Source organism: Trinickia sp., from assembly GCF_051961175.1.
In the GTDB taxonomy this organism is placed as follows: domain Bacteria; phylum Pseudomonadota; class Gammaproteobacteria; order Burkholderiales; family Burkholderiaceae; genus Trinickia.
The window spans coordinates 1-15,084 of the sequence record NZ_JBQCDN010000334.1; the positions used below are offsets into that span (position 1 = coordinate 1).

Genomic DNA, 15,084 nt, shown 5'->3' on the forward strand with positions numbered 1-15,084 from the left:
GCCGCACCGATCCGCTGCCGCTCGGCCCGTTTGCCGAGCCGCGCAGCGAGGCGGAGGCGATCGCGCACCTGCGCGCGCTCGCGGCCAAGAACGAGGTGTTCCGCTCCTATATCGGGCCGGGCTACTACAACACGCACACGCCAGCCGTGATCTTGCGCAACGTGCTCGAGAATCCGGCCTGGTACACGGCATACACGCCCTACCAGCCGGAAATCTCGCAAGGCCGGCTCGAGGCGCTGCTGAACTTCCAGCAGATGATCGGCGATTTGACCGGACTGGAGATTTCGAACGCGTCGCTGCTCGACGAAGCGACGGCCGCGGCTGAGGCCATGACGCTGCTGCAACGCGTGGGCAAGTCGAAGTCGAACGTGTTTTATGTGGCGGACGACGTGTTGCCGCAAACGATCGAAGTCGTGCGCACGCGTGCCGAGCCCATCGGCATCGAGGTGCAGGTCGGCCCGGCCGACGGTGCGGCTGGCGCGAATGCGTTCGGCGTGCTGCTGCAATATCCGGGCGCAGACGGCGCGGTGCGCGATTACCGCGCGCTGACCGAAGCCGTGCATGCCGCGGGCGGCCATGTGGTGGCCGCAGCCGATCTGCTCGCGCTCACGATGCTTACGCCGCCGGGCGAATGGGGCGCCGACGTCGCCGTGGGCACGTCGCAACGCTTTGGCGTGCCGGTCGGCTTCGGCGGCCCGCATGCCGCTTACATGGCGGTGCGCGACGAATTCAAGCGCCAGATGCCGGGCCGGCTCGTGGGCGTGACCGTCGATGCGCAAGGCAGGAGCGCCTTGCGCTTGGCACTGCAAAGGCGCGAGCAGCATATTCGTCGCGAGAAAGCCACTTCGAACGTTTGTACGGCGCAGGCGCTGCTCGCGATCATGGCCAGCATGTATGCCGTTTATCACGGGCCGCACGGCTTGAAGACGATCGCGCAGCGCGTGCATCGCGTCGCCGCGCTGCTGGCCGCCGGCGTGAAACAGCTCGGCTACGCGCTCGTCAACGAAACGTTCTTCGATACGCTGACGATCGAAACGGGCTCGCGCACGGCCGCCGTCCATGACGCGGCCAAGCGCATGCGCATCAATCTGCGCCGCGTCGGTGACACGCGCGTGGGCATCTCCATCGACGAAACCACCAAACGCGCCGATCTGGCCGACTTGCTGTCCCTGTTCGCGCACGCGGCCGGCGCGATCGACGTGCCTCACGTCGATACGCTCGATACGGCGCTCACGCGGGCCGAGGAACAAGGCCAGGGCGGCGATTCGGGCGCATTGCCCGCGACGCTCGTGCGTCAGAGTGCCTACCTCACGCACCACGTCTTCAATCGCCACCATTCGGAAACCGAGATGCTGCGGTATCTGCGCGGTCTCGCGGATAAAGATCTCGCGCTCGACCGCTCGATGATTCCGCTCGGTTCGTGCACGATGAAGCTCAATGCGACATCGGAGATGCTGCCCGTCACGTGGCCCGAGTTCTCGCAGATTCACCCGTTCGCTCCGGCCGAGCAGACGGCCGGCTATCGCGAAATGATCGACCAGCTCGAGCAGATGCTCGTGGCGGCCACGGGCTATGCGGCTGTTTCGCTGCAGCCGAACGCGGGCTCGCAAGGCGAGTACGCTGGCCTGCTCATTATCCACGCGTACCACGCCTCGCGCGGCGAAGGCCATCGCGACGTCTGCCTGATTCCGGCCTCGGCGCACGGCACCAACCCGGCCTCGGCGCATATGGCGGGCATGAAGGTCGTCGTCGTGGGCTGCGACGATCACGGCAACGTCGACATCGAAGACCTGAAGGCGAAGGCGGCCGAACATGCCGCGAAGCTGGCGGCGATCATGATCACGTATCCGTCGACACACGGCGTGTTCGAGCAGAACGTGCGGGAAATCTGCGAAATCGTGCATGCGCACGGCGGCCAGGTTTACGTGGACGGCGCGAACATGAACGCGATGGTCGGGCTGACGGCGCCGGGCCAGTTCGGCGGCGACGTCTCGCACCTGAATCTGCACAAGACGTTCTGCATTCCGCACGGCGGTGGCGGCCCGGGCGTCGGCCCGGTGGCGGTCGGCCCGCATCTGGCGCAGTTCCTGCCGAATCAGACTTCCTCGGGGTATCGCCGCGCCGAGCGCGGTATCGGTGCCGTATCGGCCGCACCGTACGGCTCGGCTTCGATTTTGCCGATCTCGTGGATGTACATCGCGAGGATGGGCGCGAAGAATCTGACGGCGGCCACGGAAGTCGCGATCCTGAACGCGAACTATGTCGCCAAGCGGCTGGCCCCGCATTATCCGGTGCTGTACTCGGGCCCCGGCGGGCTCGTCGCGCACGAGTGCATTCTCGATCTGCGTCCGATCAAGGATGCGAGCGGGATTACCGTCGACGACGTCGCCAAGCGCCTGGCCGATTACGGCTTCCACGCGCCGACGATGAGCTTCCCCGTGCCGGGCACGCTGATGGTCGAGCCGACCGAATCCGAATCGAAGGAAGAACTCGATCGGTTCATCGAGGCGATGATCGCGATTCGTGGGGAGATCCGCGCCGTCGAAGAAGGGCGCGCGGACCGCGAGGATAATCCGCTCAAGCACGCGCCGCATACGGCCGCGGTGGTCACGGCCAACGAGTGGCCGCATGCGTACTCGCGCGAGAGCGCGGCCTATCCGCTGCCCTCGCTCGTCGCGCGCAAGTATTGGCCGCCTGTCGGCCGCGCCGACAACGCCTATGGCGACCGCAATCTGTTCTGCGCCTGCGTGCCGATGGCGGACTACGCCTGACGGCGCCCCCGTGAGCGTCACCGCGCAAGCTCACGGCGCGACCGGCGCCGCCGTCCGCTCGGCGGCTGGCCGTCGCTCCATCCCTCTCGCATGGGGATGCGCGGGCGCGCCTCGTGCGTCGCGAATCCCGGTACCATCTCATCCCGCGATCCAGCCAACGAAGGAGCGACCGATGGGGCGAAAGGTGCCGGCAGCGATGGCCTGTGTGCCATGCGTGCAATGGGGCGTGCCGAGCGCGCAAATCAAGCAATGGGCGCCCGCGCGGCGGGTGCATCGCACGATCGGTGCGAAACTGCGTGGAGGGCCGTCGCTTGCCGCGTGGCTGCTTGCGTGCGCGGGCGTGCTCGCATCGATGAGCGCGGCGCGCGCCGCGATGAACTTTTGCGCGGCACCCGCCATGCAGACGAGCGAGCGCACGAGCGCCGTGCCCGCGGTGCAGGCGCTGATAAAAAATGTGGCGGCGCAGCTGAACGATCAACCGAAGCCGCTTGCCCGGCTTCATACCGAAGGCACGCTGCCGCACGAAGGCATCTACGACCAAAGCGTCGATGCCGAGCGGGATCTCGAACTCATGCGCGATGCGGCGCTCGTGTGGCGCGCCACGGGCGACGAGCGCTATTTGCGTCTGGTCGACCGCTTCCTGCTGGCTTGGGCCACGACCTATCAGCCGAGCTTCAATCCGATCGACGAGACGCACTTCGATTCGATGATCCTCGCCTACGATATGACCGCGAGCGCGTTGCCGGTCAAGACGCGCAACGCGGCGTCCGCGTTCATCACCCGGCTCGCAAACGGCTATCTCGCGCGCGTGGACGCTCAGCCGCGGCCCTTGAGCGGCACCTACCGCAACAATTGGGAGAGCCATCGGGTCAAACTCGTTGCGATGGCGGCTTTCACACTCGACGATCGCAAGCTCATCAACGCGGCGCAGCGGCTGTTTGTCGAGCAGATCGGCACAAACGTTGCACCCGACGGCACGACGGTGGATTTCACCGAGCGCGACGCGCTGCATTATGTGACGTACGACTTGGAGCCGCTTGTCGTCGCTGCGCTGGCGGCGCGGCGCCACAACCGCAATTGGCTGACGCTGCGTGCGCCGAATGGCGCGACGCTCGGCGTTGCCCTCGATTGGCTGGTGCCCTATGCGCTCGGCGAAAAGACGCACGAGGAGTTCGTCCATTCGAGCGTCCCGTTCGATGCGAAGCGGCGCGGAGCTGGACTGCCGGGCTACTCGGGCCCGTGGGATCCGAAAAGCTCGGATGAATTGTTTCACCTTGCCGCGCGGCTGTCGGGCCGCTATGCGCAGGTGGCCCAGCGCCTCGCGCCGACGCCGCCCGCCTGGCTCTCGGTCTGCCTTCCGGTGCCGGCGAGATAACGGTAGTCCAGGCGCTTTGCCTGAACGAGCCGCATTCCAGCCCAAAAGGCAAGACTGCGGCGGCCTCGAACGAGGCGCACTCATCAACCCAAGGGCGGCACACCGCCCTGTTCAGCTCGTGGAGTAGCCATGGCAGTCAGCGTTTTCGACCTCTTCAAAATCGGCATTGGCCCATCAAGCTCGCACACAGTCGGGCCGATGCGCGCGGCCCTGCTGTTCGTACAGGGGCTCGAACGCGATGGCCTGCTCGAGCGGACGGCCGCGGTCAAGGTCGAGCTCTACGGCTCGCTCGGGGCCACGGGCAAGGGGCACGGTACCGATCGCGGCGTCATGCTGGGCCTGATGGGCGATGCACCCGATACGGTGGATCCGTCGACGATCGCCGCGCGGCTCGATGCCGTGCAGAAGTCGCGCCGGCTCGTGCTCGGCGGCACGCATGAAATCGGCTTCGTGCCGAAAGAGCAGATCGCCTTCTATCGGCAAGCGCTGCCCGAGCATCCGAACGGCCTGAAGTTGCGCGCCTCCGATGCGGCGGGGGCGGTGCTCAGAGAGGCGACGTATCTATCGGTGGGCGGCGGCTTCGTCGTGACGGCCGGCGCGCCGAACACGAAGGTGTTGCAAGCGGCCGATCAACGCGCGCACCCGTTCAGCACGGGCAACGAACTGCTTGCGATGTGCGCACAAACGGGCAAGTCCATCGCCCAGCTCATGTGGGATAACGAGCGCGTGTGGCATACGGAGGAGGAAACGCGCGTCGGCTTGCTGAAGATCTGGGACGTGATGCAATCGTGCGTCGCGCGTGGCTGCGGCATCGGCAATCCCGACGCCGAAGGCACGCTGCCCGGGGCGTTTCAAGTGAAACGGCGCGCGCCGCAACTCTATCGCACGCTGTCGGGCAACCCGGAGCAGGGATTGCGCGATCCGCTCTCGATGGTCGACTGGATCAACCTGTACGCCATCGCCGTCAACGAAGAGAACGCGGCCGGCGGGCGCGTCGTGACGGCGCCGACGAACGGCGCCGCCGGGATCGTGCCGGCCGTGCTCCACTATTACACGCGCTTCGTGCCCGGCGCGAACGAGCAGGGCGTCATCGATTTCCTCATGACGGCCGCCGCAATCGGCATCCTATACAAGCTGAACGCGTCGATTTCGGGCGCCGAAGTGGGCTGTCAGGGGGAAGTCGGTGTTGCGTGCTCGATGGCGGCCGGCGCGCTCGCCGCAGTCATGGGCGGCACGCCGAAGCAAGTCGAGAACGCGGCCGAGATCGGCATGGAGCACAACCTTGGGCTCACGTGCGATCCGGTCGGCGGGATGGTGCAGATTCCCTGTATCGAGCGCAACGCGATGGCATCGGTCAAGGCCGTTAATGCGGCGCGCATGGCGCTGCGCGGCGACGGCAGCCACTACGTGTCGCTCGATTCGGTCATCAAGACGATGCGCGAGACGGGCGCCGATATGAAGACGAAGTACAAGGAGACGTCGCGCGGCGGGTTGGCGGTGAATATCGTCGAGTGCTAGCCGGCATGGGGCGATAAGGGCAGTGCGGCCGTGTCGTCCGCGGAACATGTCCTGATGCGATATGGCGCCGCGGCCGGCAACCCCTGTCCTTCTCAAATGACGACGACGCGTATATCGCCCGATACGACGCCGGTCAGCGTTATCGGTGCAGACGGCCTGGCTTTCATCACTCTCAACGTATCGCCACTCATCAGGACGACGTTCTCTCGCACATCGACGTTTCGATAATAGATCTCGCCGTCGGACAGGCCATGCGTCACGACAAAACCCGTCAAGTAACCGTTGATAAAGGTATGCGATTGACCTGGTTTTATCGTGACCAAAGTGGGGCCTGCGTCGACGACGATGTTTGACTTGTCAAACCGATTGACGATTCTGGTGTTCTGAAGCGTCACGCGCTGAGGCGTCCTACCCATCCCGTTGAAAGCGGCCGTGCGGATCGACTTTTTGAAGCACGTCGCCAGCGCGGCTGATACGCTGTGGGTTAACTTCGATACATTAATTCCATTGGGCCCTACCGGAAGGCGGCCTGCGCCGGGGTCTGTCGTGAGCACGATTTGGAACGTATCGCTTATCGTGCATTTGAAGTTTTTGTGGTAACCCTGACCCATTCCCATGCCCACCACGATTTTATCCCGGTGCCAGGAATAGTGGTAATCGTCGTGGCTTTTGTCGAATTTTGTATAGCCGGTACTTTTTGTGGTGCTATGCAGGTTCGCGGTGCTGCGATACAGCTCCGCGGCTTGTGCCGGGTTTATTCGTGCATCGATTGGCATAAGTGACGACTCCGTAAAGGGAAAGATCTTTGTTTCCGAAAGCGTCGAGCAAACCGCTTGCGCATGAAGTTCATGCATCGCCGTCTCGGTCTCGGTCTCCGTCTCCGTCGGAGATTGGGCGCCTTTTCGTTGGACTTCCACATGAAAAGTCTGAACTGCGAACTTGCTGGTACGTAAGCGTCCCACCTGCGTCGTGCATGACATCCTCAAAGCGCGGGCGTAAGCTGTCGCCACCTTTTCGCGGAAATCCACCGTTCAATCAGGAGGTCGCCGTCTTATGTCGAATGCCGCCGATACCGCCCACGTGACCGGGGCGCGCTTGCTGGTCGATGCGCTCATCACGCACGGCGTCGACCGTGTTTTCAGCGTGCCGGGCGAGAGCTTTCTCGCCGTGCTCGATACGCTTCACGACGAAACGGAGCGCATTCGGACGATCGTCTGCCGGCACGAGGCCGGTGCGGCCAATATGGCCGAGGCGACGGGCAAACTCACGGGCCGGCCCGGTGTGGCGATCGTCACGCGCGGGCCTGGGGCGACGCACGCGTCGATCGGCGTGCACACCGCGTTTCAAGACTCTACGCCGATGATTCTGCTCATCGGTCAATGCGCGCGCGATCACCTCGATCGGGAGGCGTTTCAGGAAATCGACTATCGGCGCATGTTCGGACAAATGGCGAAATGGGTGGCGCAGATCGACGACGCCCGCCGTATTCCCGAATACTTGAGCCACGCGTTCCATACGGCTTGTGCGGGCCGGCCGGGCCCAGTGGTATTGGCGTTGCCCGAAGACATGCTCTCGGATCCGTGTCCACGGGTGCCGGACGCGCCTCGGTTCCACCGCGTGGCCGCATCGCCGTCGGCCGCACAAATCGATGAAGTGCGCGCGCGGCTGGAGCGGGCGCAGCGGCCGATGGTGATCGCGGGCGGCAGCGGGTGGAACGCGCAAGCGTGCGCCGATCTGCGCCGGTTCGTCGAAGCATGGCAATTGCCGATCGGCTGCGCGTTTCGCTATCAAGACACGATCGATAACGATTCGCCGAACTACGCGGGCGATGTCGGCCTCGGCGTGAATCCCGCGCTCGCGCAGCGCATCCGCGAGGCGGACTTGCTGCTCGTGATCGGCCCGCGTTTGGGCGAAGCGACGACGGGGGGCTACACGCTGCTCGATATCCCGAAGACCCGGCAAGCGCTCGTGCACGTGCATCAAGGGGCCGAGGAACTGGGGCGGGTCTATGCCGCCGAGCTGCCAATCGTCTCGGGCATGCCCGAAATCGCTGCCGCGCTCGCGAGCCTCGAGCCGCGCGGGACACCGGTGTGGGCCGGCACCGCCGGGGAGGCGCATCGCGCCTACCTCGAGTGGCGCGCGCCCCGGCCGATGCTCGGCGACGTCCAGCTCGGCGAAATCATGGTGCAGCTGCGCGAGCGTTTGCCCGCCGATGCGATCGTGACGAATGGGGCCGGCAACTACGCGATCTGGCTGCACCGCCATTTCGCGTATCGGCAATGGCGCACGCAGCTCGCGCCGACGAGCGGCGCAATGGGCTACGGCGTGCCGGCGGCCATCGCGGCGAAGGCGCAGTATCCCGAACGGACAGTCGTCGCGTTTGCCGGCGACGGGTGCTTCATGATGTCGTCGCAAGAACTCGCCACAGCGGTGCAGTACGGCTTGAACGTCGTGTTCGTCGTCGTCAACAACGCGCACTACGGCACCATCCGCATGCATCAGGAGCGGCACTATCCGGGGCGCACCCATGGCACGGGGCTGACGAATCCGGATTTTGCGGCGTTCGCGCGCTCGTTCGGCGCGCACGGGGAAACGGTCGAGCGTACGGCCGATTTTTTGCCGGCGTTCGAGCGATGCCTCACGAGCGGACGGCCCGCGCTGATCGAAATTCGGGTGCCTCAAGAGGTCAGCACGCCGGCGGCCACGCTCGACGACATTCGCGAGCAAGGGCGGCGAGCCCGGGCGGCGGCACCGAAGTAGTCGACGTTTCCCGGGCCGTTCGCCGCCCTTGCCGGTAACGTCGATGGCCGCGGTACCGCCCGCATCGATTGGTGCGCCCGCACGCTGCGCAAACGGGCCAACGCGCCTATGCTGGCCACTATGTGGCGTCGCGCGCGTGTCGGCAACCGCCGGGGCGCACGGGCGTGCGCCGGCCAACAGACGGCCGCGCCGCGACCGTTCTTCATGTGTGGGATCGACGGCTACTTGTCACGAGAAGACGAGCATGACGAATCGGCGCGCACATCGGTGGCTGACGGCCCTCGCGATGGCGCAGGCGTGCACGGCGCTGGCCGCCGGGCCGTCACCGCAGGTTCCCTGCGCGCCGTCGCTGTCGGTCACCGATGTCGAGCACGGCTTCCATTTCGAACGCGGTTGCGGAATCGAACCGGCGCAGCTCGAGCGCTTTGCGGCCGACGCCTGGCGCGCTGCGCGCCGCGCCCATCTGCCGGGCCGCCAGCGTGTGGCGCTGGCGAAGGCCGCCGATTGGATGTTCGAGACGAACCCGGCCGCTCCGTTCTCGGCGGTCGCGCCGATCGTCCTGACGTTTGTAACGCAAGGTGCGGGCAGCGACACCGACTTCCTCGCGCTTGCGCGCGATTGGACCGCGCGCTACTCAATGCTACGGCTGCGCACGCGTATGCTGCGAACCGACGATCCGCTCGAGCCGCAGGTCGATGCGGCGGTTGCGGCGTTCGATCTGGCAGCGGCGGCCAAGCTGCTCGCCGCTGAACTGACCGAATCGGGTGCGCCCGACGATCTGATTGCCGCGCGCAGTTTCGAAGCCGGCATCGTCGAATCGCTGCGGTTCTCCACGAAGCGAGCGCTTACCTTCGTCCGCATTGCTCACGTGTTGCGGCCGGATGACCTGCGGATCGCGGAGTTTTACGGCGATCTGCTTGTGCAGGCGCGGCTGCTCGAGATGGCGCAGCCCGTTTATGAATCGCTCGTGCTGCGGTATCAGGTGCTCGTGCACGATAAGCCAGATCGATGGCGGCCCTCGTTTGCCAGTGCGCTGGTCAAGCTCGGCCGTTTGTATTCCGGGCTCGCGCTGCCGGCGGACGCCGAAATGGCGGACTTACGGGCGCTCGGTACTTACTGGGGACTGGCGCGCGAGGAGCCGGGACGCTTTGGCCCGACCGTCGCCGACTTGCTCGGAGCGCTCGGGGAGCTTTACCGTGATGCGGCGCGTACGGACGACGCCATCGACGCCTATCGCGAGGCGGTCAAGCTCGAGCGTGCGCTCGCGCAGCACGATGCGCAGGCGTACACGCCCGATCTCGCGTCCACACTGAACGATCTCGGCGTGCTTTATGCGACGGAGCACCGGGCCGGCGAAGCGCAGGACGCGTATGCCGAGGCGCTTGGGCTGCAGCGGGCACTGGTGCGCGAGAACGCACCCGCCTATCGCTCGGTGCTTGCACAGACGCTGAACAACCTCGGCAATCTGTATAGCAACGGCGGGAAATTGACCGAGGCGGAACATGCCTATGACGAAGCGCTGGCGATCCGTCGCAAGCTCGCGCGCGAGAGCCCGGCGTACGACGCGCCGGATGTGGCGCGCACGCTGACAAACCTGGGGGTGCTCTACCGGAGACAGGGGCGGGCATTGCTGGCCGAGCGCGCGTACCGGGAGGCATTGCGCACGCTGGCACCGTTCGATCGCACCGAGCCCGGCACGGTGGACGCCGACCGCGCCCGCGCGTTGAACAATCTCGGCGTGCTGCTGAGCAAGACGCATCGCCGACACGAGGCCGTGGACGTTTATCGCCGCGCGGTCGCGCTCTACGGCACGCTCACGAAAAAAGAACCGGCCACGTACCGTGGGGCTTATGCACGCGTGCTGGATAATCTGGCCAAGCTCTACGGCGAGATGGGGCGCAAACGTGAAGCGCAAACCGTCATGCAGACGGCGGCCAAAGTGCGGCAAGACGCGCCCGAATCGCCGTGACGCGGGCTCGCCGGGCCGCGCCGCCAGGCCCTTCAGCGCGGTAAGCGCCGACGTTTCGGGCGCGGAGGCACGTAACGCCAGGTCAGGAGCACGAGCAGGGCGAACAGCCCGTACGCGAGCGTGAACATCCAGGCCGGCAATGCATAGAAAAGCAGCCGCCCGACCCAAAGCTCGATACAGCCTTGGGGACCGATGCTGCCGGTGCGCAGCCAATCCTCCAGTGCGGTGAGCGGGCAGGGGATATCAAGCGCGGCAAGCAGGGCGACGATGCCGATGGCCGCCAGATGCCAGAATCGAAAGCGGCGCTCGCGTACCCAGCCCCAGCCTAGCGGGGCGCCGAGCCAAATCGCCGCGAACCCGCCGACGATGTACAGCGCGACGAGCGCATGCAAGACAAGGACGACATCGGCCAGAGCGGTCATGAAGGGCGCCCATCGGCGTGGCGAATGCGGCCCAGTATCGCACTGTCGTAGCCGCCGCGCGCTTACCGACAGTGCGATCCGGTCCGGGCCTGCTCAATATGTCAGCCGGCGGCGTTGCCGGAAGTCCCGCTCGTTCGGGACACACACAGGCGCGGGCGCGGGACCCGCGCTGAAACCGGCATTGGAACCGTTGGACGATCAGGCCCGACGAGGGCCGGATACAATTGCGGACCGCGACGCGCGTCCGTCCCTTCATTCATCGATTCATGTCCCAAGCTGCCCGCGCCGATCTGCTCGGCCCTCTGCTAAAAAGTGTCTCGCGTTCGTTTTATTTGACGCTGAGCATCCTGCCGGCGCCGATGCGCGATCCGATCGGCCTGGCTTACCTGCTGGCGCGCGCGGCCGATACGATCGCCGACACCTCGCTGATCGAACCGGCGCGCCGCCTGTCGCTGCTGCTGGCGCTGCGGGCCGCGGTGGCGGGCGATACGGATGAGGACACGAAGCGGGCGGTTGCGCAAATCGCCGACGAAGTGGCCGGACAGCAAGCATTGCCGGACGAGAAGCGTTTGCTCGAGTCGATCGATGCGGCGCTCGGCGTGCTCGAACAGCTTGCACCGGACGATCGCGCCGCCGTGCGCGACATCGTCGCGACGCTAACGATGGGCATGGAATTCGATCTACGGACATTCCCGTCGGAAGATTCGGGCTCCGTCGTGGCGTTGCGCGATGTGCAGGAACTCGACCGCTATACCTACCTCGTGGCGGGTTGCGTGGGCGAGTTCTGGACGAAGATGACCTACGCGCATCTGCCCGCCACGTTCGACGAGCCGCAAGAGACGGTGATTGAACGCGGCGTGCGCTTCGGCAAGGCGCTGCAGCTGACGAACATCCTACGAGACTGCTCGAAGGATCTTCGGATCGGCCGCTGCTCTCTGCCCGCACCGCTGCTCGAGCGGCATGCGCTGACGCCTGCTGCGCTGCTCGAGCCGGGCGCCTCGTTGCGTGCGCGTCCGGTGCTCGTCGAACTGATGGCGATGGCGCTCGCGCACTACCGCGCCGCGGCCGATTACACGTTCTCGATTCCGCGTTTGTCGATTCGCCTGCGTTTGGCTTGCTTATGGCCGATCCTGATCGGACTCGAGACGCTGCGGCTGCTGGCCGCCAACGATGCCTGGCTCGATCCCGCCCGGATCTCGAAGGTGCGCCGCAACGACGTCTATCGGCTCGTCGCGGGCTCGACAGCCGCTGTCTGTTTCGACGGCGTCTTGCGAGGCTGGATCGAACGCATGATGCGCGATATCGAAGTGAAGCTGGCTACGCCTACATCGGCCTCCGTTGTTGCGTAATCTCTTAGCGACTTGCGCGGTTGGCTGCGCATTAAGCATAAAGCATGGAATAATCGATCCGTCCGCGCGACTGGCGCCGTGAGATGGAGTACACCATCGGGGAGCGCGGGACACGGGCGAGCGCAGCCGCGTGGCTGCCCGCTTCGATCGAAGGATCCGCCGCGCGCCTGGGCATGAACTGCCATCCATCTATCCATCATCGATGAGGAGATGCAATGCCCACGTCCGGAACCGTACTCGCCTTCGGCCTCGTCGCGCTCGGCTTCGCGCTGACGCCCGGCCCCAACATGATCTATCTCGTTTCGCGCTCGCTGTGCCAGGGGCGGGCCGCCGGCATGATTTCGCTCGGGGGCGTCGCGCTCGGCTTCGTCTTTTATATGGTCAGTGCGGCGTGCGGCATTACGGCGCTGCTGATGGCGGTGCCCTTCGCTTACGACGCACTGCGGCTGGGCGGTGCGCTCTATCTGATTTATCTGGCCTGGCAGGCGGTGAAGCCGGGCGGCCGCTCGCCGTTCGAGGTGCGCAATCTGCCGGCCGATAGCCCACGCAAGCTATTCGCCATGGGCTTCGTGACGAACCTGCTGAATCCGAAGATCGCCGTGCTGTATCTCTCGCTGCTGCCGCAGTTTATCGATCCGCACCAAGGCAGCGTGCTCGGCCAGTCGCTGACGCTGGGCAGCCTGCAGATCGCCGCGAGCCTCGCGGTCAACACCGCGGTGGCGATGATGGCCGGATCGATTTCGACGTTTCTCGCGGGCCGGCCGAGTTGGGTCATGGTGCAGCGCTGGGTGATGGGCACGGTGCTCGCCGGGCTCGCTGTGCGCATGGCGACGCAGGCGCGGCGTTGAGCGTGAGCGGGCGCAGCCGAACCTTCCCGGTCAGGGCAAGCCTCGAATCTCAAATTCGCGTGAAGCGCCCCTAAAGCGAACGCGGCGGAACCGCAAGGCCCGCCGCGTTTTTTTTGTCGGCGCGGCGTTCATGCCGCGCCTGCACGTCAATTTCCGATTGCTCGTGCGGCGTTGTCCAACTCCTGGTTGATGACGTGCTGTTCGTCGCCCGATAGCCCGCCGCCATGCTGCCCGGCCATGTCGCTCGTTTCCTGGCGGATGACATCGAGCCGGTGGTGCAGCCCGGCACCCGTCGGGGGCGGGTAATAGCCTTGATTGACGCGGTCGTCGATCCGGCGGCTCAGATTGTCGATCCGCTCGTCCACTTCTGCGCGTCGAGCGAGTTCGGCCTCATGCGGATTCGGCCGGACCACGACCGGCGGAGGAGGCGGCGGCGGGGGAGGAGGCGGTGCACGCCGATGCGGCCGCGGCGCCACAGCACAGGCCGCCAGCATGGAAACGAGCGCGCAATAAACGAATGCGCGAATCAAGCGTTGCATCCCATTCTCCTTGTGGTTTTGCATGGGGGTATGGGTGGACCATGGCGGCCACGTCGTAACAAACGTCCGGCAGGCCAGCTCAGATGACAGCCGCACGCGAAATTTCCCAATGCGGCCTTTAGCCGTTAGCCCGTACCCTTTCTCCTCTCATTAGGCCCCTCCATCTTCAGGCCGGTTCGCGCAAGAACGGTAGCCGCTTGCCCTCGCGGGCGCTTTCGTTTGCAAGCTCGATGAGGGTCATGACGTCGACAGCATCTTGCGGCGAGACGGGAAATGGCGTGCCGTGCACGATTGCGTTGGCGACTGCCCGGTAGAACTCGACGTACGTCCCGTCGCGCGTCGGCAAGGCACGCTCGACTTCCCGCTCGCCCTCCGTAGCACGCACTATGCCCGCTGCATTGCCTGCGCCGAAGCCGGCTTGACCGGGCCGCAGGCCCGCCTTCAGCTGGTCCTCCTGAGTATCGAGCCCTGCCTTGACGTAGCTGCCGCGCGTGCCGTGGACGACAAAGCGCGGCGGCTCGATGGCCGCCAGCGCACTGGCGTGGAGCACCACCTCTTTGTCCGGATAGCCGAGCAAAAGATGGACGTAATCGGGCGCGCTCGCTTGATCGCGGTGTTGTTTGACCGTGGCATAAACCGATTCGGGGGCACCGAACAGCGCCAGCGCCTGATCGATCAGGTGCGGGCCGAGGTCGAACAACAGACCGCCGCCGCGTGCGGCTTCCTCGCGCCAGCGGTGACGCACCAGCGGCCGAAACCGGTCGAAGTGCGACTCGAAGTGGACCACGCGCCCTAGCGTGCCGCTTTCGATGAGCTCGCGAACGGTCATGAAATCGCCGTCCCAGCGACGATTGTGAAACGGTGCGAAAAGGGCACCGTGCTCGCGTGCGAGCCGGGCCAGGGTGCGGGCTTCGCTCGCCGTCAGCGTGACGGGCTTATCGACGACAACATGCTTGCCGGCCGACAGGACCTTGGCCGCGAGCGCGAAGTGCGTGTCGTTCGGGGTGGCGATGACGATGCACTCGACTTGGCTGGACGCGATCAGCGCGTCGATATCGGCGACGATCTCTGCATCGGGGTAATCGGCCAGCGCGCGCTCGCGCTGGCTCGTGGCGATTGCGGCGACCCGCGCGTAGGGTGCGCCCGGTGCTTCGGCGGGCGCGCCGCAATGATCGATGACGGGCGCGTGAAACGTCGCGCCCGCATACCCGTAGCCCATCAAACCGATGTTCAACGTGCGAGCCATGAGTGTTTTCCTCCGCTTCAGGACGAGGGGAAGCCGTGTGTCGCGAGCAAGCTTAGCGCGGTGTCGGGCGCTGACAGCTCGGCCACGCGGCACGAGAGTCGAACATTGTGGCACGCCTCGCTGTGGGGATGAACCGATTCCAGCGAGTCGGGCCGGGTGCAGGGCGCATCCGTGTTAACATCGCGCACTTGCCCTCACGGCTTCGCGCGCCGCATTCGCTACAGCATCGATGCGCGCTCGATGCGAGCCGCCAACCTCGTTACACCCATCCACAACGATGTCCGCAG

11 protein-coding genes and 1 riboswitch are annotated in these 15,084 nt (G+C 65.7%); of the genes, 7 read left to right on the forward strand and 4 right to left on the reverse strand.

What is annotated here, in order from left to right; all coding sequences use genetic code 11:
- The 3 genes from gcvP to ACTHL0_RS19845 all read left to right on the forward strand — a co-directional run.
- Positions 1-2,771 (forward strand): aminomethyl-transferring glycine dehydrogenase (gene gcvP / locus ACTHL0_RS19835; RefSeq protein WP_440568580.1); only part of this gene is annotated, 2,771 nt, incomplete at its 5' end.
- Between the two features lie 352 nt (positions 2,772-3,123).
- A complete protein-coding gene (locus ACTHL0_RS19840; protein ID WP_440568591.1) occupies positions 3,124-4,146 on the forward strand; it encodes an alginate lyase family protein in 1,023 nt (340 codons plus the stop codon).
- Between the two features lie 129 nt (positions 4,147-4,275).
- Complete coding sequence (locus ACTHL0_RS19845; RefSeq protein ID WP_440568581.1) at positions 4,276-5,664, forward strand: L-serine ammonia-lyase; 1,389 nt, start codon at positions 4,276-4,278, stop codon at positions 5,662-5,664.
- Positions 5,665-5,756: 92 nt separating this feature from the next.
- Here the strand turns inward: ACTHL0_RS19845 and ACTHL0_RS19850 are convergent, their stop codons facing one another.
- Positions 5,757-6,692 (reverse strand): hypothetical protein, encoded by a 936-nt coding sequence (locus ACTHL0_RS19850; RefSeq protein WP_440568583.1) that lies wholly within the window; start codon positions 6,690-6,692, stop codon positions 5,757-5,759.
- A 25-nt stretch (positions 6,693-6,717) separates the two neighbouring features.
- Here ACTHL0_RS19850 and ACTHL0_RS19855 point away from each other — a divergent pair, with 25 nt between their 5' ends.
- On the forward strand, positions 6,718-8,424 hold the full coding sequence (locus ACTHL0_RS19855; protein ID WP_440568584.1) for a thiamine pyrophosphate-binding protein: 1,707 nt from the start codon (positions 6,718-6,720) through the stop codon (positions 8,422-8,424).
- A 244-nt stretch (positions 8,425-8,668) separates the two neighbouring features.
- Positions 8,669-10,393 carry a tetratricopeptide repeat protein gene (locus ACTHL0_RS19860; RefSeq protein WP_440568585.1) on the forward strand — a complete coding sequence of 575 codons (1,725 nt, stop codon included), beginning with the start codon at positions 8,669-8,671 and terminating at the stop codon, positions 10,391-10,393.
- Positions 10,394-10,425: 32 nt separating this feature from the next.
- Here the strand turns inward: ACTHL0_RS19860 and ACTHL0_RS19865 are convergent, their stop codons facing one another.
- A complete protein-coding gene (locus ACTHL0_RS19865) occupies positions 10,426-10,815 on the reverse strand; it encodes a DUF2784 domain-containing protein (protein WP_440568586.1) in 390 nt (129 codons plus the stop codon).
- A gap of 266 nt (positions 10,816-11,081) precedes the next feature.
- Here ACTHL0_RS19865 and ACTHL0_RS19870 point away from each other — a divergent pair, with 266 nt between their 5' ends.
- Positions 11,082-12,164, forward strand: coding sequence for a phytoene/squalene synthase family protein (locus ACTHL0_RS19870; protein WP_440568587.1), 1,083 nt, complete (start codon positions 11,082-11,084; stop codon positions 12,162-12,164).
- Between the two features lie 56 nt (positions 12,165-12,220).
- A riboswitch (ZMP/ZTP riboswitch) is annotated at positions 12,221-12,344 on the forward strand.
- Between the two features lie 35 nt (positions 12,345-12,379).
- Positions 12,380-13,012, forward strand: coding sequence for a LysE family translocator (locus tag ACTHL0_RS19875; protein WP_440568588.1), 633 nt, complete (start codon positions 12,380-12,382; stop codon positions 13,010-13,012).
- Positions 13,013-13,158: 146 nt separating this feature from the next.
- Here ACTHL0_RS19875 and ACTHL0_RS19880 read toward each other — a convergent pair whose 3' ends face one another.
- A complete protein-coding gene (locus tag ACTHL0_RS19880; RefSeq protein WP_440568589.1) occupies positions 13,159-13,551 on the reverse strand; it encodes a hypothetical protein in 393 nt (130 codons plus the stop codon).
- 166 nt (positions 13,552-13,717) lie between these two features.
- Positions 13,718-14,797: an oxidoreductase gene (locus tag ACTHL0_RS19885; protein ID WP_440568590.1), complete on the reverse strand. Its 1,080-nt coding sequence runs from the start codon at positions 14,795-14,797 to the stop codon at positions 13,718-13,720.
- Between the last annotated feature and the right edge of the window lie 287 nt (positions 14,798-15,084).